This is a genomic window from Nonomuraea sp. NPDC052265 (genome assembly GCF_044547985.1).
GTDB lineage: Bacteria > Actinomycetota > Actinomycetes > Streptosporangiales > Streptosporangiaceae > Nonomuraea.
On the sequence record NZ_JBIUBJ010000009.1, the window covers coordinates 140,528 to 160,939 of the forward strand.

17 protein-coding genes are annotated in these 20,412 nt (G+C 70.8%); 7 read left to right on the forward strand and 10 right to left on the reverse strand.

The genetic code is table 11. The annotated features are described in order from the left end of the window. Positions 1 to 598 precede the first annotated feature (598 nt). The 5 genes from rox to ACIHAD_RS26260 all read left to right on the forward strand — a co-directional run bounded on the left by rox (position 599) and on the right by ACIHAD_RS26260 (position 4,977). Positions 599 to 2,074, forward strand: a complete 1,476-nt coding sequence (gene rox, locus ACIHAD_RS26240) for a rifampin monooxygenase (RefSeq protein WP_397357276.1) — start codon at positions 599 to 601, stop codon at positions 2,072 to 2,074. A 132-nt stretch (positions 2,075 to 2,206) separates the two neighbouring features. Then, complete coding sequence (locus ACIHAD_RS26245; protein WP_397357277.1) at positions 2,207 to 3,673, forward strand: hypothetical protein; 1,467 nt, start codon at positions 2,207 to 2,209, stop codon at positions 3,671 to 3,673. Between the two features lie 220 nt (positions 3,674 to 3,893). Beyond that, a complete protein-coding gene (locus tag ACIHAD_RS26250; protein WP_397357278.1) occupies positions 3,894 to 4,235 on the forward strand; it encodes a hypothetical protein in 342 nt (113 codons plus the stop codon). Beyond that, positions 4,229 to 4,726 (forward strand): hypothetical protein, encoded by a 498-nt coding sequence (locus ACIHAD_RS26255; protein ID WP_397357279.1) that lies wholly within the window; start codon positions 4,229 to 4,231, stop codon positions 4,724 to 4,726. Before ACIHAD_RS26250 ends, ACIHAD_RS26255 begins: the two co-directional genes overlap by 7 nt. A gap of 2 nt (positions 4,727 to 4,728) precedes the next feature. Further along, positions 4,729 to 4,977: a hypothetical protein gene (locus tag ACIHAD_RS26260; protein WP_397357280.1), complete on the forward strand. Its 249-nt coding sequence runs from the start codon at positions 4,729 to 4,731 to the stop codon at positions 4,975 to 4,977. A gap of 21 nt (positions 4,978 to 4,998) precedes the next feature. Here the strand turns inward: ACIHAD_RS26260 and ACIHAD_RS26265 are convergent, their stop codons facing one another. From ACIHAD_RS26265 to ACIHAD_RS26310, 10 genes are all read right to left on the reverse strand, one after another. Continuing rightward, on the reverse strand, positions 4,999 to 5,667 hold the full coding sequence (locus ACIHAD_RS26265) for a response regulator (protein WP_397357281.1): 669 nt from the start codon (positions 5,665 to 5,667) through the stop codon (positions 4,999 to 5,001). Then, positions 5,664 to 8,207: an ATP-binding protein gene (locus ACIHAD_RS26270; RefSeq protein ID WP_397357282.1), complete on the reverse strand. Its 2,544-nt coding sequence runs from the start codon at positions 8,205 to 8,207 to the stop codon at positions 5,664 to 5,666. Before ACIHAD_RS26270 ends, ACIHAD_RS26265 begins: the two co-directional genes overlap by 4 nt. A gap of 1 nt (position 8,208) precedes the next feature. After that, positions 8,209 to 9,036 (reverse strand): potassium-transporting ATPase subunit C, encoded by an 828-nt coding sequence (locus tag ACIHAD_RS26275; RefSeq protein WP_397357283.1) that lies wholly within the window; start codon positions 9,034 to 9,036, stop codon positions 8,209 to 8,211. Then, positions 9,037 to 11,142 carry a potassium-transporting ATPase subunit KdpB gene (gene kdpB / locus ACIHAD_RS26280; RefSeq protein WP_397357284.1) on the reverse strand — a complete coding sequence of 702 codons (2,106 nt, stop codon included), beginning with the start codon at positions 11,140 to 11,142 and terminating at the stop codon, positions 9,037 to 9,039. 1 nt (position 11,143) lies between these two features. Beyond that, on the reverse strand, positions 11,144 to 12,805 hold the full coding sequence (kdpA, locus tag ACIHAD_RS26285; protein WP_397357285.1) for a potassium-transporting ATPase subunit KdpA: 1,662 nt from the start codon (positions 12,803 to 12,805) through the stop codon (positions 11,144 to 11,146). Then, a complete protein-coding gene (gene kdpF, locus ACIHAD_RS26290) occupies positions 12,805 to 12,894 on the reverse strand; it encodes a K(+)-transporting ATPase subunit F (RefSeq protein WP_125636045.1) in 90 nt (29 codons plus the stop codon). Before kdpF ends, kdpA begins: the two co-directional genes overlap by 1 nt. Positions 12,895 to 13,136: 242 nt before the next feature. Beyond that, positions 13,137 to 15,047 carry an amino acid transporter gene (locus ACIHAD_RS26295; protein ID WP_397357286.1) on the reverse strand — a complete coding sequence of 637 codons (1,911 nt, stop codon included), beginning with the start codon at positions 15,045 to 15,047 and terminating at the stop codon, positions 13,137 to 13,139. 271 nt (positions 15,048 to 15,318) lie between these two features. Next, on the reverse strand, positions 15,319 to 16,527 hold the full coding sequence (locus tag ACIHAD_RS26300; protein WP_397357287.1) for a cytochrome P450: 1,209 nt from the start codon (positions 16,525 to 16,527) through the stop codon (positions 15,319 to 15,321). 17 nt (positions 16,528 to 16,544) lie between these two features. Further along, positions 16,545 to 17,306, reverse strand: a complete 762-nt coding sequence (locus ACIHAD_RS26305) for an ABC transporter permease (protein ID WP_397357288.1) — start codon at positions 17,304 to 17,306, stop codon at positions 16,545 to 16,547. 11 nt (positions 17,307 to 17,317) lie between these two features. Beyond that, positions 17,318 to 18,082, reverse strand: coding sequence for an ABC transporter ATP-binding protein (locus ACIHAD_RS26310; protein ID WP_397357289.1), 765 nt, complete (start codon positions 18,080 to 18,082; stop codon positions 17,318 to 17,320). A 452-nt stretch (positions 18,083 to 18,534) separates the two neighbouring features. On the opposite strand from ACIHAD_RS26310, the gene ACIHAD_RS26315 reads away from it, so the two are divergent. Both ACIHAD_RS26315 and ACIHAD_RS26320 read left to right on the forward strand, forming a co-directional pair. Next, positions 18,535 to 18,765, forward strand: a complete 231-nt coding sequence (locus tag ACIHAD_RS26315; RefSeq protein WP_397357290.1) for a hypothetical protein — start codon at positions 18,535 to 18,537, stop codon at positions 18,763 to 18,765. A 177-nt stretch (positions 18,766 to 18,942) separates the two neighbouring features. Continuing rightward, positions 18,943 to 20,358, forward strand: a complete 1,416-nt coding sequence (locus ACIHAD_RS26320) for an LCP family protein (RefSeq protein WP_397357291.1) — start codon at positions 18,943 to 18,945, stop codon at positions 20,356 to 20,358. The last annotated feature ends 54 nt before the right edge of the window (positions 20,359 to 20,412 follow it).

Consider the following 20,412-nt stretch of genomic DNA (forward strand, 5'->3'; position numbering starts at 1 on the left):
GTGCCCGAGTGGGCGGTCTCGAACGGGCCCGCTCCTCGGGGACGGCACGCGGGCCCGAGCGAGGTCGTCGCTGGGCGCGCGTGGTCGTGCGGGCGGTTCACTGTCGCGTGGTCGGCGGGAGGCGGCGGAACGTGTCTTCTTCTACGGTCACCTGCTCCCTTCGCCGAAGGCCATGGTCCCCCGCACAGCAGCATCGGTGACCCGGCTTGCCGCTGACTTGGAAGCTGCCGTGATCTTGCTTGCAGGAAGGGGGAGTCATCGGCGACGGACGAACCGTGGGTTCCGGACCCGGGCGAGGCGTGCGGCCTCCTCGCCATGATTCGGAGCGCCAGGCCACCATGATCCTCTTCGCCGGGGGCGTCCCGCAAACGGGATCAGAGGGACTCGAAGCGGACTTCTCGACGCTCAGGCAGAGAAAGGGTTGGACGGGATCATGTCCGGGCTTGTAGCTTGCAGGCGACCGTGACATCGCCCGAGGAGGTGGGACCCATGAACGCTGTATCGATGTGGGTGCTCCCCCTCGCCGTCACGGCCGGGCGATCGACGTAGGTGTCGCCGGGAGCGCCTCGCCACCAAGGCACTCCCGAAAGGCAACACCATGCACTCTTCGCAGTTCAACGCCGAGCCGTCGTCGAACGGTACGGCCGATCGCGCGCCCCTCACGTACGACGTGATCATCGCCGGATGCGGGCCGACCGGCGCGATGCTGGCCGCCGAACTCCGGCTGCACGACGTGCGGGTCCTCGTTCTGGAGAAGGAGACCGAGCCCAAGTCGTACGTCCGGATAGTCGGGCTGCACATCCGCAGTCTTGAGCTGATGGCGATGCGCGGCCTGCTGGATCGCGTTCTCGAACAAGGAAGACGGCGTCCGGCCGCCGGTTTCTTCGCCGCCATCGACAAACCCGCACCCAAGGGCCTGGATTCCGCGTACGCCTACTTGCTGGGCATCCCGCAGCCGGTCGTCGAGCGCCTGCTCGAAGAGCACGCGATCGGCCTGGGCGCGCAGGTCCGGCGCGGTTGTACGGTGACCGGCCTCGAACAGGACGACGAGGGTGTGACCGTCGAGCTGGCCGACGGGGAACGGCTGCGTTCGCGCTACCTCGTCGGCTGCGACGGCAGCCGCAGTACGGTGCGCAAACTGCTCGGCGTCGGCTTCCCCGGCGAGCCGTCGCGGACCGAGACGCTGATGGGCGAGCTGGAAGTGGGCGTGCCGCAGGAGGAGATCACCGCCAAGGTGGCCGAGATCCACGAGCCCCACAAGCCGTTCTGGCTCCGGCCGTTCGACAAGGGGGTCTACAGCGTCCTCGTCCCCGCCGCGGGGGTCGGCGACCGCGCGGAAGCACCCACGCTTGAGGAATTCCAGCGAGCGCTGCGGGCCGTCGCCGGAACCGATTTCGGCGTGCACTCCCCGCGCTGGTTGTCCCGCTTCGGAGACGCCACCCGGCTGGCCGAACGTTATCGGGTCGGGCGGGTGCTGCTGGCCGGCGACGCGGCGCACATCCATCCGCCCATCGGCGGGCAGGGCCTCAACCTGGGCGTCCAGGACGCGTTCAACCTCGGCTGGAAACTGGCCGCACAGATCCGCGGCTGGGCGCCGGAAACGCTGCTGGACACCTACGAGGCCGAACGTCGTCCGGTCGCCGCGGACGTGCTGGACAACACCCGCGCCCAGAAGGAACTGCTGTCCCCCGAACCTGGCCCGCGGGCCGTGCGCAGGCTGCTCACCGAACTGATGGACCTCGACGAGGTGAACCGCCATCTGATCGAGAAGATCACCGCGATCGGCGTGCGCTACGACTTCGGGCCAGGCCCCGACCTGCTCGGCCGCCGCCTGCGCGACGTCGACGTGAAGCAGGGGAATCTCTACGGTCTGCTGCATCGCGGCCGCGGCCTGCTGCTGGACCGCACCGAACGCCTGACCGTCGGCGGCTGGTCGGACCGGGTCGACCACCTGGCGGATCCCACCGCGGCACTGGACGTTCCGTGCGTCCTGCTGCGCCCCGACGGCCACGTCGCCTGGATCGGCGACGATCAGCAGGACCTGGACGCCCACCTCTCCCGCTGGTTCGGCTGACAGCGCCATCTCCCCGGCCGGCAAGGCCGCCCGCGGGCCATTGATCCGGCCGGGGGGATGTGGAGATCATGTGACCTGGATGTCGTCGTGCGGTTTTCTGCGGAACAACGCGAATCAGATCGAGGTCCGTGCATGCAGGAAAGTGCTTCCGCCGAGCAGGAACCGGAGTCAGATCCGCGATTGACGCTCGACCGCCTGGGCCCGCGGGCCGTACGGGCGTCGGTGCGCGAACGGGTCCGGCTCTTCCGCCTCCTGCGCGAGGCGGGCCCCGGCGTCAGAGCCGGGTTGGTCGCGACCGGCGCGGTCATGACCGTCACTCCCGTGATCTCCGCGCTGGCCGCCGGCGCGCTGGTCGCCGGAGTGGAGGCGGGAGCCGGTCCGGCGGACCTGGCGCCTTCGCTGGCCGCGCTGGGCGGGTCGGTCCTGGTCGGTCTGGTGGGCGGGTCGCTGGCCGACCTGTTCGGGGCCTCCGCCGTCCGCGCCATCGACGGGTCGGTGCGCAGCATGCGATGGCGTGGCAAGGCGCTGGATGTCCTGCTGGTGACGGCCGCCGTCGGCTTCGACGTCCTGACCACGTGGCACACGTGGGGCACCTCCTCGGCGCCTGTGGTGATCTGCGCCGGGTTCTCCGTGCTCGCCGGGGCTCCCCTGGGATTCGTACGGCGCTGGCCCGTGCCGGTGGTCGGCTACCTGGCGGGGCTGCTCGTGCTCACCGACCAGATCGGCGCGTTCACCGTCAACACGGTGCAGATCCTGCTCATGGCGGCCCTCGGGGTCGTCGCCCACCGGGCGCGTCCGCTCGCCGTCCTCTGCTCGGCCGTGGTCGCGGGCGCGGCCACCGGCGTCAACCTCGCCGATCCGGGCCAGCCCTTCACCGTCAACGCCTGGTTGTACTGCGCGGGAGCCGCCGTCGTGCCCGTCCTGATCGGGGCCTACCTGCGCGGCCCGGCCGGGCGTCTCGCCGAGCGCGACATCACCGTCGACGTGCTGCTGGCCGGTGGCGGCCTCACCCTGGCCGTCCTGGACACCTGGACGGCCTGGGACGCCGCCGGCGGCCCCGTCTGGGTCGCCGGATCGCTGGTGGCGCTCGCGGGGTTGTCGCTCGGCGTCGCGCGGCGGCTGCCGGGGCTGGTGTTCGTCCTGCAGGTCGCCCTCATGCTGCTGGCCGACCAGTACTTCCAGGAGGCGATGACCACCTGCGTCATGCTCGTCCTCGTCACCGTCGGCGTGTTCGCCATGCGCGTGGCCTCCTGGGGCTGGACGTTCGCCGTCTACCTCGTCGCCGTCCTCTCCGTCGCCGCCTTCACCGCCGCCGTCCGCGTGGCCGGGCCGGGCTCGGAGGTGCAGCCGATGTACGTCCTGGTGCTGATGACGCTGGTCGTGGCTCCCGTGGCGATCGGCCGCTACCTCCAGGCCAGGCAGGCCGCGAGCGAGGCGGAACGGCTGCGCCTGCGGGAGTCGCGGCAACGCGCGGTGGCCCAGGACTGGCCATCGAGGTGCGCAACGGCCGCCCGCCGGCCGCCCTGCTCAGGCTGCCCTCCTCCGGTCAGGGGCTGCGGGGCATGCGCGAACGCACCCACACCCTGGGCGGCACGCTGAGCGCCGGCCCCGACGGCGACGGCGGCTGGCTGCTGACCGCGCTGCTGCCCACCAGACAGGCGTCGTGACCGGGTGACTCCAGGGCGTACGGCCGCCGCGGCGCGGCGTCAAGATGGTGCAGCGGTGCGCTGAGTTCGTATAGGGATGGCGTCAAAACGCACCCGGTCACGGCCTCAGGGGGTGAGGCTGGGGAGATCAACAATGCGGACGAAAGCGACCCATGCCTACCAATCCCACCCCTTGGGCACCTCCTGACGAGCCCCCCACCCCGTACGACGTGGAGATCGAGCGCTCCCGGCTCAGGGAGATCGCATCCCGGCTCCCCGAGGCCGTCCGGCCGCTGGGCGGCGTGCTGCCGCGCCTGACCGGGCTCACGGTGGCGGAGTCCGCCTTCACGTCCTTCACCTACTCGCTCGCCCTGGCCTACGGCGAGGTCGAGGCGTTCACCATGGTGGAGGTGCGCCACCGGGTGGAGGACGTCGTGCGCCTCCAGGACGGCCTGACCGCGTCCATCACGACCTGGGAGAACGCCGAGCGCGCCAGTTCCGTGAGCCGGTGGTGAACCTCGCCGGCCTGGGACGGCACGGCCTCATGGTGGGTACGGGCGCCGCGGTGACGCTGTCGGCCCTGGGCGTTCCGGCGGCCTGGCCGTTCGTCGGCAAGATGTACATCCACCAGTACGATCCCCAGGCGTTCTTCGACGCGGCCACCACCTGGTCGTCGGTCCACGACGACGTGGGCGCGCAGGCCGTCCGCGGTGACGGCGGCGGCCTGCACGACCTCGCCGCGGCGACCTTCGCCCAAGGGCCCATGCTGGTCTGGGGCACGGCCAACCGGATCGAGCGCGATCTGACCGCGCACGGTCTCAGCGGCCGATTCCCGTCCTCCGGCCCCTGGTCGAGCTCACGTGCGGGCTCGGCCCTGCCGCCCGGCCTGCCGCAGGCGGCGGGCGGCAAGGCGGTCAACGACCTCACGACCGGCGGCCGGACGCTGACCGGCCGGTTCGCGCCGGAGCAGCACACCGACGGCTCGTACTCGTTCCCCTGGGAGTGACCATGAACGTGGGAGTGACCATGAACTTCACGGAAGAGCTCGGGATCGACCCCGAGCGGCTCGTGGCCGACGCCGACCGCTTCTTCGGCCGGTTGGGACGGCTGCCCGGCGAGGCCGCGACGGCACGCGCCGAGTCCGGGGACGGCTGGGTGAGCGTCGAGTACCTTCGCGCCGCGACCGGCGCGCTCCAGGAGAACCTGGAGCGCGCCGGCGCGACCATCGACCGGGTGCGCGCCCTGCTCCGCCCCTGACCGGCGGCAGCGCGTGCGTGGTCACGGTCTGAAGCGGTAACCCATCCCGGGTTCGGTGATCAGATGGACGGGACGGGACGGATCCCGTTCGAGCTTGCGGCGGATCTGCGCCATGTACTGGCGCAGGTAGTGGGTCTCCTTGACGAATCTCGCGCCCCACACCTCGGTGAGGACCTGGCGCTGGCTGATCAGCTTGCCGGGGTGGCGCAGCAGCAGGTCCAGGATGTGCCACTCCGTCGGGGTCAGCCGCACGTCGCTGGAGATCGTCTTGTTCGTGAGGTCGATGACGTGGTCGCCGATCCGGATGCTCGCCAGCTCGGCCTCCTGGATGGCGGTGCGCCGGGTCACGGCCCGCACCCGGGCCAGCAGCTCGTCGATGCCGAACGGTTTGGTCACGTAGTCGTCGGCGCCGGCGTCCAGGGCTTCGATCTTGTCCTGGTTCCCGGCCCGGCCGGACAGCACGATGATCGGGATGGCGCTCCAGCCGCGCAGGCCGTGGATCACCTCCACGCCGTCCAGGTCCGGCAGGCCCAGGTCGAGGATGACCAGGTCAGGGGCGGCGTCGACAGCGGCCCTGAGCGCGGACGCGCCGTCGGCCGCGACGGTGACGTCGTAGTGCCGGGCGGCCAGGTTGATGCGCAGGGCGCGCAGGATCTGCGGCTCGTCGTCCACGACGAGGATGCGGGTCACCGGGTCACCCTCCGGGGGGTCGCGACGGGCAGGGTGAGGATCATGGTGAGACCGCCCCCGGGCGTCTCCTCGGGTACGAGCGTGCCGCCCATGGCCTCGGCGAGCCCGCGTGACAGGGCCAGCCCGAGCCCGACGCCGGAGTGGTTGTCGCGGTCGCCGAGCCGCTGGAACGGCTGGAAGACGCGGTCGTGCGCCTCCGGCGGGATGCCCGGACCGCGGTCCATCACCCGGATCTCGACGTGGTCGCCGTGCCCGCTCGCGGTGATCAGCACGGGCCGGCCGGGCGGGCTGTAGCGCACGGCGTTGGACATGAGATTGACCAGGACGCGTTCGAGCAGCGCGGGATCGGCCAGGACGTCGGGCAGCTCGACGGAGACGTCGCCGTCGATGCGGTCCTGGAGCGGGCCGAGGTCGTCGATGGCGCGCGGCACGACCTCTTCGAGCGCCAGGGGCTGCGCGCTCACCCCGAGCACGCCCGCCTGCAGACGGCTCATGTCCAGCAGGTTCGCCACCAGCCGGTCCAGCTTGTCCAGCGACTCCTCCGCGGTGGCGAGCAGCTCGGACCGGTCCCGTTCGGACCAGGCGATCTCGGTGCTGCCCAGGCTCTCGACGGCGGCCTTGGCGGAGGCGAGCGGCGTGCGCAGGTCGTGGCTGACGGCGGCCAGCAGCGCGGTGCGCATGCGGTCGGCCTCGGCCAGCGGGCGGGCGCGCTCGGCCGCCTCCTGGAGGCGTTCCTGGCGCAGCGCGACGGCGGCCTCGGCGGCGAACGCCTCCAGCACCGCGCGGTCGGCGGCCTCCAGCGGCCCGCCCTTGGCCGCCAGGACCAGGTCCTCGCCGATGACCACGTCGGTGTCGGACTGGCCGGGGCAGGTGCAGGGGGCGCCGCCGGAGGTGGCGACGATCCGCCAGACGTCCGGGTCGGACTGGTCGTCGGGGGTGTGGGCGGCGTCGGGCCGGCGTTCCAGCAGGGTGACCGAGGCCAGGCCGAACGTCTCGCGCGTCCGTTCCAGCAGGGACGGCACAGCGGCCTCGCCGCGCAGCACGTGCCCGGCCAGCGTGGACAGCAACTCGGCGTCGGCGCTCGCGCGGGCGGCCTGGCGGGTGCGGCGGGCGGCGATGTCCACGATCGTGCTCACCGCCGCCGCCACCAGCACGAACACGACCAGCGCGAACAGGTTCTCCGGAGCGGCGATGGTGAACTCGCCGACCGGCGGCGTGAAGAACCAGTTGAGCAGCAGCGACCCGCCGACGGCCGCGGTGATGGCCGGCCACATGCCGCCGGCCAGCGCGACGCCCACGGTCAGGCAGAGGAAGAACAGGATCTCGCTGGGCAGCGACAGCAGGTCCCGGAACGGCCACAGCGCGGCCGTCAGCAGCGGCATCCCGGCCACCGCGAGCACCCAGCCGGTCGTCCGGCGGGCGCGGGTGAGCGCGGCGCGCGAGCGGCCCGGCCGCCGCCCCCGCTTGGCCTCCTCGTGCGTGATCATGTGCACGTCGATCGAGCCGGACCGGGCGGTGGTCTCCACGCCGACGCCGCGGGAGAAGATCTGCGCGAATCGCCCCCTGCGCGAGGCGCCGAGGACGAGCTGGGTGGCGTTGACGCCGCGGGCGAAGTCGAGCAGCGCCCTCGGGACGTCGTCGCCGACGACCTGGTGGTAGGTGCCGCCCATGTCCTCCACCAGCGTGCGCTGCCGGGCGAGGCTGCCCGGGTCGGCCCCGGCCAGCCCGTCGGCGCTGGTGACGTGCACCGCGAGCAGGTCGGCGCCCTTGGTGCGGGCGGCGATGCGGGCGGCCCGCCGGACCAGCGTGTCGCCCTCGGGGCCGCCGGTCAGGGCGACGACGACGCGTTCGCGGGTCTCCCACGTGGTGGCGATGCCGTGGTCGGCGCGGTAGCGGTCGAGCTGGTCGTCCACCTTGCCGGCCACCCACAGCAGCGCCAGTTCGCGCAGCGCGGTGAGGTTGCCGACGCGGAAGTAGTTCGCCAGCGCCGCGTTCACCTTCTCGGGGGCGTACACGTTGCCGTGGGCCATCCGCCTGCGCAGCGCCTCGGGCGACATGTCCACCAGCTCGATCTGGTCGGCCCGGCGCACGACCTCGTCGGGCACGGTCTCGCGCTGCGGCACGCCGGTGATCTCCTGGACGACGTCGTTGACCGACTCCAGGTGCTGGATGTTCACCGTGGAGATCACGTCGATGCCGGCGTCCAGGATGTCGTCGATGTCCTGCCAGCGCTTGACGTTCTTCGAGCCGGGCACGTTGGTGTGGGCCAGCTCGTCGATCAGCGCCACCCTCGGCCGGCGGGCGATCACGGCGTCGGCGTCCAGCTCGGTGAAGGTGGCGCCGCGGTGGACGAGCGTCCGGCGGGGGATGGTCTCCATGCCCTCCAGCAGGGCGGCGGTCCGGGGCCGGCCGTGGGTCTCGACGAACCCCACGACCACGTCCCGGCCGCGCTCGCGGGCCCTGCGGCCCTCGCCGAGCATCGCGTACGTCTTGCCGACCCCGGGCGCCGCCCCGAGGTAGACCCGCAGCCGGCCCCTCACCTCACGCCCTGTCGAGCGCGAGGTTGAGTTCGAGCACGTTGACCGCCGGTTCGCCCATGAAGCCGAGGACGCGGCCGGTGGTGTGCTCGCCGATCAGCCCCTTGACCCGGGCGAGGGCCAGTCCGCGCTCCCTGGCCACGCGGGGCGCCTGGAGCTCGGCGTAGGCGACCGAGATGTGCGGGTCGAGGCCGGAGCCACTGGCCGTGACCGCGTCGGCGGGAACCGGGGGAGTGCCCGTGTTCCCCCTGACGGGGACGGTGCGCCCGGCGGAGTAGTCCTCGCCCGGCCTGCCGCACTCGACCGGGACGCCCTGGTAGGAGGCGACGAACGGGACGGCGGGGCACGCCTGGTTGACGCTGACGACCCGGCCGGGGAAGACCTTCAGCACCGCGCCGACCCCGTCGGCCGTGCAGTACGGGCGGGCGCCGCTGACGCCCTCCAGCTCGCCGGCCGCCTTGGAGCGGGCGCAGACCCGGGTGAGCAGCGACTGCCTGCCCTCCTCACCCGCGTCCGGCAGCGTGTCCACGACGTCCTCCGGGCCGAGGTTGCCGGCCCCGGACGAGGTCGGGTCGTAGCCGTCGCCGGCGGCCGAGGGACGGGACTGGAAGTACGTCCTGACCGGATTGCCGTCCTTGTCGGTGAAGGACTGGCCGATCAGGGCGCTGCCGTGGCCGCCTTCGACGATCGAGCCGTTGGCCCGGCCGTTGAACAGCGCCTGGGCGATGCCGGTGGTGACCAGAGGGTAGACGACGCCGAGCAGCGCGGTCAGGACGGCGACGGCGCGCAGGGCGGCGAGGTGCTGGCGGACCCAGCTGGGCAGGCGTTCCATTTATGACATCCCCGGAAGGAACTGGATCAGCAGGTCGATGATCTTGATGCCGGCGAAGGGGGCGACGATGCCGCCCAGGCCGTAGACGTACAGGTTGCGGGAGAGCAGTTTGGAGGCGCTGGAGGGCCGGTAGCGCACCCCGCGCAACGCGAGCGGGATGAGCGCGACGATGACCAGCGCGTTGAAGATCACCGCCGCCAGGATCGCCGACTGGGGGCTGGCCAGGCGCATCACGTTGAGCGCGTCCAGGCCCGGATAGACGGCGGCGAACATGGCCGGGATGATCGCGAAGTACTTGGCGATGTCGTTGGCGATCGAGAACGTGGTCAGCGCGCCCCGCGTGATCAGCAACTGCTTGCCGATCTCGACGATCTCGATGAGCTTGGTCGGGTTGGAGTCCAGGTCCACCATGTTCCCGGCCTCCTTGGCGGCCGAGGTGCCGGTGTTCATGGCGACGCCGACGTCCGACTGGGCCAGGGCGGGGGCGTCGTTGGTGCCGTCGCCGGTCATCGCGACCAGGCGGCCGCCCTCCTGCTCCTTCCTGATCAGGGCGAGCTTGTCCTCGGGGGTGGCCTCGGCCAGGAAGTCGTCCACGCCGGCCTCGTCGGCGATGGCCTTGGCGGTGAGCGGGTTGTCGCCGGTGATCATGACCGTGCGGATGCCCATGCGGCGCATCTCGTCGAAGCGTTCGCGCATGCCCTGCTTGACGACGTCCTTGAGGTGGATGACGCCGAGCACGCGGCCCCGTTCGGCCACGACCAGCGGGGTGCCGCCGGAGGCGGAGATGCCGTCCACGATGTGGCCGACGTCGTCGGTGGGGTGGCCGCCGTTGTCGCGCACCCACTTCATGACCGCGGTGGCCGCGCCCTTGCGGACCTCGCGGCCGTCCAGGTTCACGCCGGACATGCGGGTCTGCGCGGTGAACTGCACCCATTCGGCGCCGTGGATCTCGCGCTCGCGCAGGCCGTAACGCTCCTTGGCGAACACCACGATCGAGCGGCCCTCGGGGGTCTCGTCGGCCAGGCTGGAGAGCTGGGCGGCCTCGGCGAGCTCCTGCTCGCCGATCCCCTCCACGGGGACGAACTCGGCCGCCTGCCGGTTGCCCAGCGTGATCGTGCCGGTCTTGTCCAGCAGCAGCGTGGACACGTCGCCCGCGGCCTCGACCGCGCGTCCCGACATGGCCAGGACGTTGCGCTGCACCAGGCGGTCCATGCCGGCGATGCCGATGGCCGACAGCAGCGCCCCGATCGTGGTCGGGATCAGGCAGACCAGCAGCGACACCAGCACGATGCCGGTGACGCCGTTCGCGTCGAGCGCGAGCGAGTCCGGCACGCCGGGGTTGATCTGCTTGGAGTAGATGGCCAGCGGCTGCATGGTGACGGTGGCGACCAGGAAGACGATCGTCAGGGCGGCCAGCAGGATGTTGAGCGCGATCTCGTTGGGCGTCTTCTGCCGGTTCGCGCCCTCGACCAGGGCGATCATCCGGTCGATGAAGCTCTCGCCGGGCTTCTGGGTGATCCTGACGACGATCCGGTCGGAGAGCACCTTCGTGCCGCCGGTCACCGCCGAGCGGTCGCCGCCCGACTCGCGGATGACGGGCGCCGACTCGCCGGTGATGGCCGACTCGTCCACCGAGGCGATGCCCTCGACCACGTCGCCGTCGCCGGGGATGACCTCGCCGGCCTCGACCACCACCAGGTCGCCCTGCCGCAGGTCGGGCGCGGCGACCCGGTCCCACCCGCCCTCGGCGCCGCCGCGCAGGCGGCGGGCCTGGGCGTCGGTCTTGGCCTTGCGCAGCGTCGCCGCCTGCGCCTTGCCGCGCCCTTCCGCGACGGCCTCGGCCAGGTTGGCGAAGATCACGGTCAGCCACAGCCACACGACGGTCGCCCAGGCGAAGAACGACGGCTCGACGATCGCCAGGACCGTGGTGAACACCGCGCCGACCTCGACGATCAGCATGACGGGGTTGCGCCACAGCGTGGCCGGGTTCAGCTTCCTGACCGCGTCGGGGAAGGACCTGAGGAGCTGCCGGGGATCCAGCAGGCCGCCGCCCACGCGGCCGTCCCGCCGCGCGGGGGAGGGTTTGTCCAGTACGGGGGTTGACATGTCAGGACAGTCCTTCTGCGATCGGGCCGAGCGCGAGTGCCGGGAGGAAGGTGAGGGCGACGAGGACGACCGTCACGCCGACGACCATGCCGACGAACTGCGGCCGATGCGTGGGCAGCGTGCCGGCGCCCTCCGGTACGGGCGACTGCGCCGCCAGCGATCCGGCCAGGGCCAGCACCAGGATGATCGGCAGGAACCGGCCGAAGGCCATGCACAGGCCGAGCGCCACGTCGTACCAGGGGGTGTTGACGGTCAGGCCGCCGAAGGCCGAGCCGTTGTTGTTGGAGGCGCTGGTGAAGGCGTACAGGACCTCCGACAGGCCGTGCGGGCCGCTGTTCAGCATGCCCGCGCGCTGCTGCGGGGAGCCCATCGCGAAGGCCGTGCCGACCAGTACCAGGGCCGGGGTGACCAGGAAGTACAGGGAGGCGAGCTTGATCTCGCGGGCGCCGATGCGCTTGCCCAGGTACTCGGGGGTGCGGCCGACCATCAGGCCCGCCACGAAGACCGTGATCACGGCGAGGATGAGCATGCCGTACAGGCCCGCGCCGACGCCGCCGGGCGCGACCTCGCCGAGCATCATGTTGACCATCGTCATCATGCCGCCGAAGGGCGTGTAGGAGTCGTGGAAGGAGTTCACCGCTCCGGTCGAGGTGAGCGTGGTCGCCGCGCCGAAGGTGGCCGAGTTGGACACCCCGAAGCGCAGCTCCTTGCCCTCCATCGCCGCGCCGACGGCCTGCGGGACGGTGGCGTCGCCGGACAGCTCGAAGACGTTGGTCAGGATCACGCTGGTCAGCGCCAGGACGCCCATCACGGCGAGGATGGCGTACCCCTGCCGGACCTGGCCGACCAGCCGGCCGAAGGTACGGGTGAGCGAGAACGGGATCACCAGGATCAGGAGGATCTCGAACCAGTTCGTCCAGCTCGTGGCGTTCTCGAACGGGTGGGAGGAGTTGGCGTTGTAGAAGCCGCCGCCGTTGGTGCCCAGCTCCTTGATGACCTCCTGGGAGGCGACCGGGCCGCCGGTGATGCCCTGGGTGCCGCCGGTCAGCGTGGTCAGCTCGTGCACGCCGGAGAAGTTCTGCACCAGGCCGCCCGCCACCAGCACCAGCGCGCCGACGAAGGCGATCGGCAGCAGGATGCGCAGGGTGCCGCGGACCAGGTCCACCCAGAAGTTGCCGATCGTGCCGGCCTTGCGGCGGGCGAAGCCGCGTACGAGGGCGACCGCGACCGCCATGCCGACGGCCGCCGAGACGAAGTTCTGCACGGCCAGGGCGGCCATCTGGGTCAGGTGGCCCATCGTGGACTCGCCCGAGTACGCCTGCCAGTTGGTGTTGGTGACGAAGCTGATCGCGGTGTTCCAGGCGATGTGGTCGGTGACCGGTGCCATGCCCAGGCTGAGCGGCAGCTTGTCCTGGAGGCGCTGGAGGCCGTACACGACCAGGACGGAGACGACCGAGAAGGCGAGCAGGCTGCGCGCGTAGACCGGCCAGCTCTGCTCGGCGTCGGCGCGCACCCCGAGCAGCCGGTAGATCCCGCGCTCGACCGCGTTGTGCCTCGCCGTGGAGTAGACGCGGTACATGTGGTCGCCGAGCGGCTTGTGCACCAGCGCGAGCGCGACGATCAGCGACGCTATGAAGATCATCCCTGCGACGGTCGTGCTCATCAGAACCGCTCCGGGAACAGCAGGGCGGCGACCATGAAGATCACCAGGGCCGCGACCACCACGAGACCGGTGGCGTTGATCGCGCTCACAGGCGCTCCACCGCCTTCACCACGAGCCCGAAGACCACGAAGACCGCGATCGTCAGGGCGACGAAGATGACGTCTGCCATCCCCACTCCTCAGCTCTGGAACAATTCCTTACCGCCCGGAATGAGCGGTTCCAGACCAAGGAAAACCCGAGAAAAGCCTCGTTTAGCCTTTCTTGACGACTTCCCTACGGCGGGGGCCCGATTCTTCACGCCATCCATACGCGGCCCCCTCCACGAGGCGCGTCAGCCCACGTGGACGTGCGGGCGGCGTTCCAGGTCCGGCTCCGCCTGGCGCAACACCTCCCGGGTCAGCGGCGGGACGTCCCCGCCGCCGAAGACCAGGTAGCGCAGCATCGCCACGACGGGGTTGCCCTCGGTCCAGTGGAAGTAGATGTGCGGCACCGAGCCGGTCCGGTCGCGCAGGTGGAGCAGGAGCGCCGCCAGCGAGTTGGGCACGGCCGAGCTCTCGATGGTGAGGATCCTGTGCCCGTACCGCTCCTCGCCCTTGACGTGCAGCTCGGTCTCGAACTCGGACGCGTCCGGCACCGAGACCTCCACGAACAGCACCGGCTCCGAGCTGCGCAGCCGGTGGTTGAGCCAGGTCTCGCGCAGTTTGTCGTGGTACTCGTCCTGGTCGCGCTGGTGGGGCTCGTTCGCGATCAGGTGGAGGTCGCCGCAGGCGTCGTTGACGTACTGCTCGGCCAGCGGATCCAGGCGCACCTCGGTCACCCGCAACTCGGTGGAGCGGGTGGCGCGGGAGATCAGCGAGGTGACGACGATGGCCGCGATGAAGAACGAGGCGATCTTCACGCCGTCCGGCCGCTCGATCACGTTGTCGACCAGCGTGTAGACCAGCACGGCCGTGATCGCGGAGAAGCCGGCCGTGGCCCCGCGCTGCCCCTTCTTGTACGCCGACAGAGTGACCGCGACCGCCGCCGACAACATGAGCACCAGCACGCCTGTGGCGTACGCGCCTCCCTGGGCCTCCACGTCCGCGTCGAAGATGATCGTGATGGCGCACGCGATCACGGAGAACACCAGGACCAGCGGCCGGACCGCGCCGGTCCACTCCGGCGCCATGCCGTAGCGGGGCAGATAGCGCGGCACCAGGTTGATCAGCCCCGCCATGGCCGACGCCCCCGCGAACCACAGGATCGTGATGGTGGAGACGTCGTAGACGGTGCCGAACCAGTCACCCAGGTAGCCGTGCGCCAGATAGGCCAGGGCCCGGCCGCCGGCCCTGCCGCCCTCCTCGAACTCCTCGTGCGGGATGAGCACGGTGGTGACGAAGCTGGAGAGGATCAGGAACACGCTCATGATCAACGCCGCGACCGTGAGCATCCGCTTGGTGCCCTTGACGCGCTGCCCGACCTCCCCCTTGACCACCGGCATCACCGCCACGCCGGTCTCGAACCCCGACAGGCCGAGCGCCAGCTTGGGCATCACGAGCAACGACAGCCCGATCATGGTGAGCGGGCTGCTGAAATCGAGGCTGAGGGCGCGCTGCCAGTCCACGACCACCTGAGGCGCCTGGACGACCCGCGCGAGGGCGGTGGCGACGACGACCGCGTTCAGGCCGAGATAGACGAAGACGAGCAGCACCGCGATGCCGATCGCCTCGCTGAAGCCCATCAGGAACACCCCGCCGAGCGCGGCCAGCAGCACCAGTGTGACGATCACCCGCCGCCCGGCCAGGAAGTCCGGCACGAAGGGGTTCTCCAGGATGTGCGCCGTGGCGTCGGCCGCCGACAGCGTCATGGTGATGACGAAGTCGGTGGCCGCGAACCCGAGCAGCGCCAGGACGAAGATCTTGCCCCACCACTGCGGGGCGAGCTTCTCCAGCATCGCGATCGAGCCCTGGCCGTACGGGCTCTCGGCCGCGACCCGGCGGTAGACCGGCAGCGCGCCCAGCAGGGTGAGCGCGACCAGGAACAGGGTGGCCAGGGGCGACAGGAAGCCGGCCGCCAGGGCCGCGATGCCCGGCTGGTAGCCCAGGGTGGAGAAGTAGTCGACACCGGTCAGGCACATCACCCGCCACCACGGATGCTTCACGTGGGGGCCGTGCTCGATCTGCCCGCGGTCGGTCTGCAGGCCCTGGAGGAGCCAGGAACGCAGCGTTCCTTCCGTAGCCGCCGGCCGTTTCGCCAGCACCATTTCCGGTCATCCCCCCGTCAAGGCCGCGTAAATACGCATCGCACCCTACTGACGGTTTGAGGTGGTTTGGCGGGGTCAGGGCGTCAAGAAAACGTATGGATCCGTAGGGGGACAGGGGTGCTCGGCGGTGTCGTCCTCGGGGGTGGGGGACGAGCGTCCGCGGCAACCCTGGCCGGCTTGGGGACGAGGAACCGGCTCATGGCCCCGGCAGCCGGGCTGCGGGGCCGGAGCGAGTCGATCGCCGGGACGGCCGGGGTCGCCGGTGCCGGGGTCAGGCGTCCCAGGTGACCGGGAGGCTCTTGACCCCGTAGATGTCGGCGGTCTCCGGGCGCAGGGCGACCTCTTCGGCCGGTACGGCCAGCCGCAGCGTGGGGAAGCGGTCGAGCAGGGCGGGGAAGGCCACCCGCATCTCGACGCGGGCGAGCTGCTGCCCCAGGCACTGGTGGATGCCGTGGCTGAAGGCCAGGTGGCCGCCGTCCTGCCGGCGCAGGTCGAGGGCGTGGGGGTTGGGGAAGCGTTCGGGGTCGCGGTTGGCGGTGTTGAGGGACAGGATGACGGTCGTGCCGGCGGTGACGGTCTGGCCGCCCAGCTCGACGTCCTCCAGCGCGACCCGGTGGAACTGCTTGGCGACACTCAGGTACCGCAGCAGCTCCTCCACGGCTCCGTCCACGAGCTCGGGGTCGGCGCGCAGCGCGGCGAGCTGGTCCGGGTTCTGCAGCAGCGCGAACGTGCCCAGCGCCAGCATGTTCGCGGTCGTGTCGAACCCGGCCGACAGCAGGATCAGGGCCATGCCCTGCAGCTCCTCGTCGGTGAGGTCGCTGTCGAGCAGGTCGCTGAGCACGTCGTCGGTGGGGTCGGCGCGCTTGGCGGCCACGAGCTGGGCCAGGTACTGCTGGGTCGCGAGGTAGGCCGCGATCAGCTCCTCGTCGCCGACCTCGCCGCCGAGGAACTTGTCGATGTTCTCCTGGAACAGGCCCCGGTCCTCGTACGGCACCCCCAGCAGCTCGCAGATGATGACGGCGGGGATGGGCTTGGCGAACGCGGTCACCAGGTCGGCGCCCGGTCCGGCCTTCTCCATGGCGTCCAGGTGCTCGGCGGTGACCTGCTCGACGCGTTCGGTGAGCAGACGCATGCGGCGGACGGTGAACTTGCCGACCAGCGGCTTGCGGTACCGGCTGTGCTGCGGCTCGTCCATGAGCAGGAACTCGCCGGGCGGCGCCGGGGGGACCTCGATGTCGCCGTAGTCGATCAGCGGGTGCTGGCGCATGAGCTCCTTGCGGGAGCTGAACCGCGGATCGGCCAGGACGGACCGGACCAGGTCGTAGCCGGTGACCAGCCAGCCCTGGTGGCCGCTGGGGAAGGGGAAGCGGCTGATCGGGCCGTGCTCACGGGCCTCGACCAGCTCCTTGGGCGGGTCGAAGGGGCATCCGGGCCGGCGCTCGGCCGGCATCGGGGTGACGGTATGGAGGGAGTCGGTCATGGTCGTTCCTTCACGTCCTAGGAGATCTTGCGGCGGTAGGTGTTCATGGCGAAGGCGTAGGCGACGATCAGGATGCCGACGCACCAGGCGAGGGCGATCCAGATGTCGTTGCCGACCGGCTGCTCGCCGAACAGGGCGCGGACGGCGTTCACGATGGAGGTCACCGGCTGGTTCTCGGCGAAGACCCGCACCACGGTGGGCATGGTGTCGGTGGGCACGAACGCCGAGCTGAGGAAGGGCAGGAAGATGAGCGGGTAGGAGAACGCGCTCGCGCCCTCCATGGTCTTGGCCGTCAGGCCGGGGATGATCGCGATCCAGGTCAGCGCCAGGGTGAACAGGATCAGGATGCCCGCGACCGACAGCCACGCGAGCACCCCGGCCCCCGAGCGGAAGCCCATGAGCAGGGCGACGAGCATCACGACCACGAGGGAGATCAGGTTGGCGACCAGCGAGGTCAGCACGTGCGCCCACAACACCGACGAGCGCGCGGTCGGCATGGACTGGAAGCGTTCGAAGATGCCGCCCTTCATGTCCATGAACAGCCGGTAGGCGGTGTAGGCGATGCCGGAGGCGACCGTGATGAGCAGGATGCCGGGCAGCATGTAGTTCACATACGAGTCCGACCCCGTTCTGATCGCGCCGCCGAACACGTAGACGAACATCAGCATCATGGCGATCGGCATGATCGCGGTCGTGACGATGGTGTCCGGGCTGCGGGAGATGTGGCGCAGTGAGCGTCCCAGCAGGACGGCGGTGTCACCGAAGAAGTGCTTGCTCATCGTGGTTGTCCTTATGCCTTCGTGCCGACGAGGGTGAGGAAGACGTCCTCCAGGGTCGGCTGCTTCTCGACGTACTCGACCTTGGCGGGCGGGAGGAGCTGCTTGAGCTCGGCGAGGGTGCCGTTGACGATGATCCGGCCCTCGTGCAGGATCGCGATCCGGTCCGCGAGGTGTTCGGCCTCGTCCAGGTACTGGGTGGTGAGCAGCACCGTCGTGCCGCGCTCGGCGAGCTCCTTGACGGCCTGCCACACCTCGATGCGGGCCTGGGGGTCGAGGCCCGTCGTGGGCTCGTCGAGGAAGATGACCGGCGGATCGCCGATGAGGCTCATCGCGATGTCGAGGCGGCGGCGCATGCCGCCCGAGTACGTCGCCACCTTCCGCCCGCCCGCCTCGGTCAGCGAGAACCGGGCGAGCAGGTCATCGGCGATCTTCCCCGGGTTCTTGAGGTGCCGCAGCCGGGCGACCAGCACCAGGTTCTCCCGCCCGCTGAGGATCTCGTCCACGGCGGCGAACTGGCCGGTGAGGCTGATGGACTCGCGTACCTCCGCGGCCTGCCCGGCGACGTCCAGGCCGTTGACGGCGGCCGTGCCGGCGTCGGCCTTGAGCAGCGTGGACAGGATCTTCACCACCGTGGTCTTGCCCGCTCCGTTGGAGCCGAGGAGGGCGAAGATGCTGCCCCGCGCCACCTCGAAGTCCACGCCGCGCAGCACGCGCAGCTCCTTGTACGACTTCTCCAGACCCCGCACGCGGATCGCCTGGCCCTGCTGTGCCGTCATCGGACGGTCCTCCTTCTTCTCCGGTGCCCTCACCGGCGGCGCGCCCGACGGCGCTGACGAATCGCTCCTGCTCCCGGCCGACCCAGCGCGAGGAAGCCCAGCTACCTAGCAGTGCCGAGTACTGCTATATAGTGGCACAGACTAGCGGTACTCGGCAATGCTGAATAGCTGGGGCCGATGTCCGAGTGCCGTGCTCGCTGAGCTGTTCATGGCGTTCAGCATCGCCGGAGGCGCTGATACGGGGCTGTCGCCGTCCTGACACGGCACCGCCCGCGGACCTGGTCGCCGTCAGGGCGAAATGAACCTTTCACCGTTTTCGGGATGTTCGCGCTGGTCGGCGGGTCCTGATGAGGGCCGATCTTGCGGTGGGGAGGAGCCCTGTCGTGCAATTCACGGTGATCGCTTCTCACGCCTACATGAGGGGAGAGCTGGTGCGTCGCAGAATCACCGCCTTGGCGCTTGCCGCGGTCGCCGCCCTGGCGCCTGTCCTGGCCGCGAGTACGCCGGCCCGCGCCACATCCACGCTCCAGGTCGTCTACACCAACCTGCCCTATGACGTCTGCGTCTCCTTCGGCCGGTCGGGCCAGGAGACCGGACGCTGGCAGACCTGGTGGTGCAGCACGCACTATCCGCAGAGCTACCCGGGGTACTCCACCTACGACCTGTGGGCGTACGTGAACTGACGCCCTCCCGCCGGCTCGCGGCGGGAGACGGCGGCCACGTCGGCGAACCGGTGTGCGTCCCGGCCCCCCTGGGGGCTGGGGCATTCAGGTGGATAGATAGTCAAAAGTTGCGCACATGGGCAATCAGGCCCGAATCTATGATCTCGGGGTCGGACGACACAGAGATCAAGAGGGCAGATGGGGACCAAACGGGGCGCGGGGGCAGCCATCGGCTGGGCGGCGCTGTCGATCGTGATTCCGGGTGCGGCCCATCTGCGGGCCGGGTACCGCCTGCTCGGGCTGGGGCTGCTGGGGCTGTTCCTGGCCGCGGGCGTGGCGGTGGCCGTCGTGGTGGCCTCGACGGGCGGCGCGGCCATGGCGACCCAGCAGACCTGGGTCACGGCGATCAGCGGCGGCGCGATCGGCGTCGGCGTCGCGTGGGGGCTGCTGGTGGTCGCCTCGTACACCGTGCTGCGGCCGCGGCGGCGGCTGATCTGGTCGGACGGTGTGGCGCTGCTGCTGGTCGCGGCCGTGGTGTCGCCGTTCGTGGTGGCCTCGCAGACGGTGTCGGAGGTGGACGCCACGCTGACCGACGTGTTCAACGCCCCGGAGCCCACCCCCATCAACCACGCCGACCCCTGGGCCGGACGTACGAGGGTGAACATCCTGCTGCTCGGCGGCGACGGCGCCCGCGGCCGGACCGGGACGAGCATCCGCACCGACAGCGTCAACGTGGCCAGCATCGACGTCAGGACCGGCGACACCGTGATGTTCGCGCTGCCCAGGGAGATGGAGAACGCGCCCTTCCCCAAGGGAAGCGTGATGGGCAGGCTGTTCCCGCAGCCGAAGGGCTTCTACATCGCGGGAGCGGGGCGGGAGTCGGAGGACCTGCTGAACGGCGTCTGGGCCTACGCCGACACCCATCCCGAGCCGTTCCGCAACGCTCCCACCCGGGCGCCGGACGCCGTCAAGGGCGCGGTCGGCGAGATCCTCGGCCTCAAGATCGACTACTACGTGCTGGTCAACATGTGGGGCGTGGCCCGGCTGATCGACGCACTCGGCGGCGTGCGCATCCACGTCGAACAGGACATCTGCTACGGCGTCGGCCGCGCCGACGGCGGCGTCATCAAGGCGGGCACCCACCGGCTGAACGGCAACGACGCGCTCTGGTACGGCAGGGCGCGCGACCATGACGGCTCCACCTGCGCCGGAGGCGACAACCACACCCGGATGCGCCGCCAGCACTGCGTCATCTCCGCCATGCTCGACCAGCTCGACCCGGCCAACGTGCTGCTGAAGTTCAAGCAGCTGGCCGGGGCGGCCCGGCAGACGTTCAGGACCGACATCCCGCGCGGGCTGCTGCAGGACCTGGTGCCGCTGGCCGACAAGGTCAAGGGCGCGCGGGTCGGGACGCTGTCCATCGTCCCGCCGCGCTACAACCCGGCGTACCCAGACTTCCCGCGCATCCGTGCGGACGTCCGCAAGGCGATCGCCCGTTCGCGCCGGGCCCCGGCCGCCGTCGCCAAGGGCACGCCGTCCGCCACGCCGTCCGCCACGCCCACCAGGACGGCGATGGCGTCGTCAGGGAAGTTGTCGGACTCCTGCGCGGCCTAGTCGATCCAGGCCCACAGGCAGATGTCGAGCACGCACACCAGCGCCCACACGGTG

Coding starts and splice junctions, on each gene's coding strand:
- rox (WP_397357276.1), top strand. CDS start 599: ATGCACTCTTCGCAGTTCAACGCCGAGCCGTCGTCGAACGGTACGGCC.
- ACIHAD_RS26245 (WP_397357277.1), top strand. CDS start 2,207: ATGCAGGAAAGTGCTTCCGCCGAGCAGGAACCGGAGTCAGATCCGCGA.
- ACIHAD_RS26250 (WP_397357278.1), top strand. CDS start 3,894: ATGCCTACCAATCCCACCCCTTGGGCACCTCCTGACGAGCCCCCCACC.
- ACIHAD_RS26260 (WP_397357280.1), top strand. CDS start 4,729: ATGAACGTGGGAGTGACCATGAACTTCACGGAAGAGCTCGGGATCGAC.
- ACIHAD_RS26275 (WP_397357283.1), bottom strand. CDS start 9,036: ATGGAACGCCTGCCCAGCTGGGTCCGCCAGCACCTCGCCGCCCTGCGC.
- kdpB (WP_397357284.1), bottom strand. CDS start 11,142: ATGTCAACCCCCGTACTGGACAAACCCTCCCCCGCGCGGCGGGACGGC.
- kdpA (WP_397357285.1), bottom strand. CDS start 12,805: ATGAGCACGACCGTCGCAGGGATGATCTTCATAGCGTCGCTGATCGTC.
- ACIHAD_RS26295 (WP_397357286.1), bottom strand. CDS start 15,047: ATGGTGCTGGCGAAACGGCCGGCGGCTACGGAAGGAACGCTGCGTTCC.
- ACIHAD_RS26300 (WP_397357287.1), bottom strand. CDS start 16,527: ATGACCGACTCCCTCCATACCGTCACCCCGATGCCGGCCGAGCGCCGG.
- ACIHAD_RS26305 (WP_397357288.1), bottom strand. CDS start 17,306: ATGAGCAAGCACTTCTTCGGTGACACCGCCGTCCTGCTGGGACGCTCA.
- ACIHAD_RS26310 (WP_397357289.1), bottom strand. CDS start 18,082: ATGACGGCACAGCAGGGCCAGGCGATCCGCGTGCGGGGTCTGGAGAAG.
- ACIHAD_RS26320 (WP_397357291.1), top strand. CDS start 18,943: ATGGGGACCAAACGGGGCGCGGGGGCAGCCATCGGCTGGGCGGCGCTG.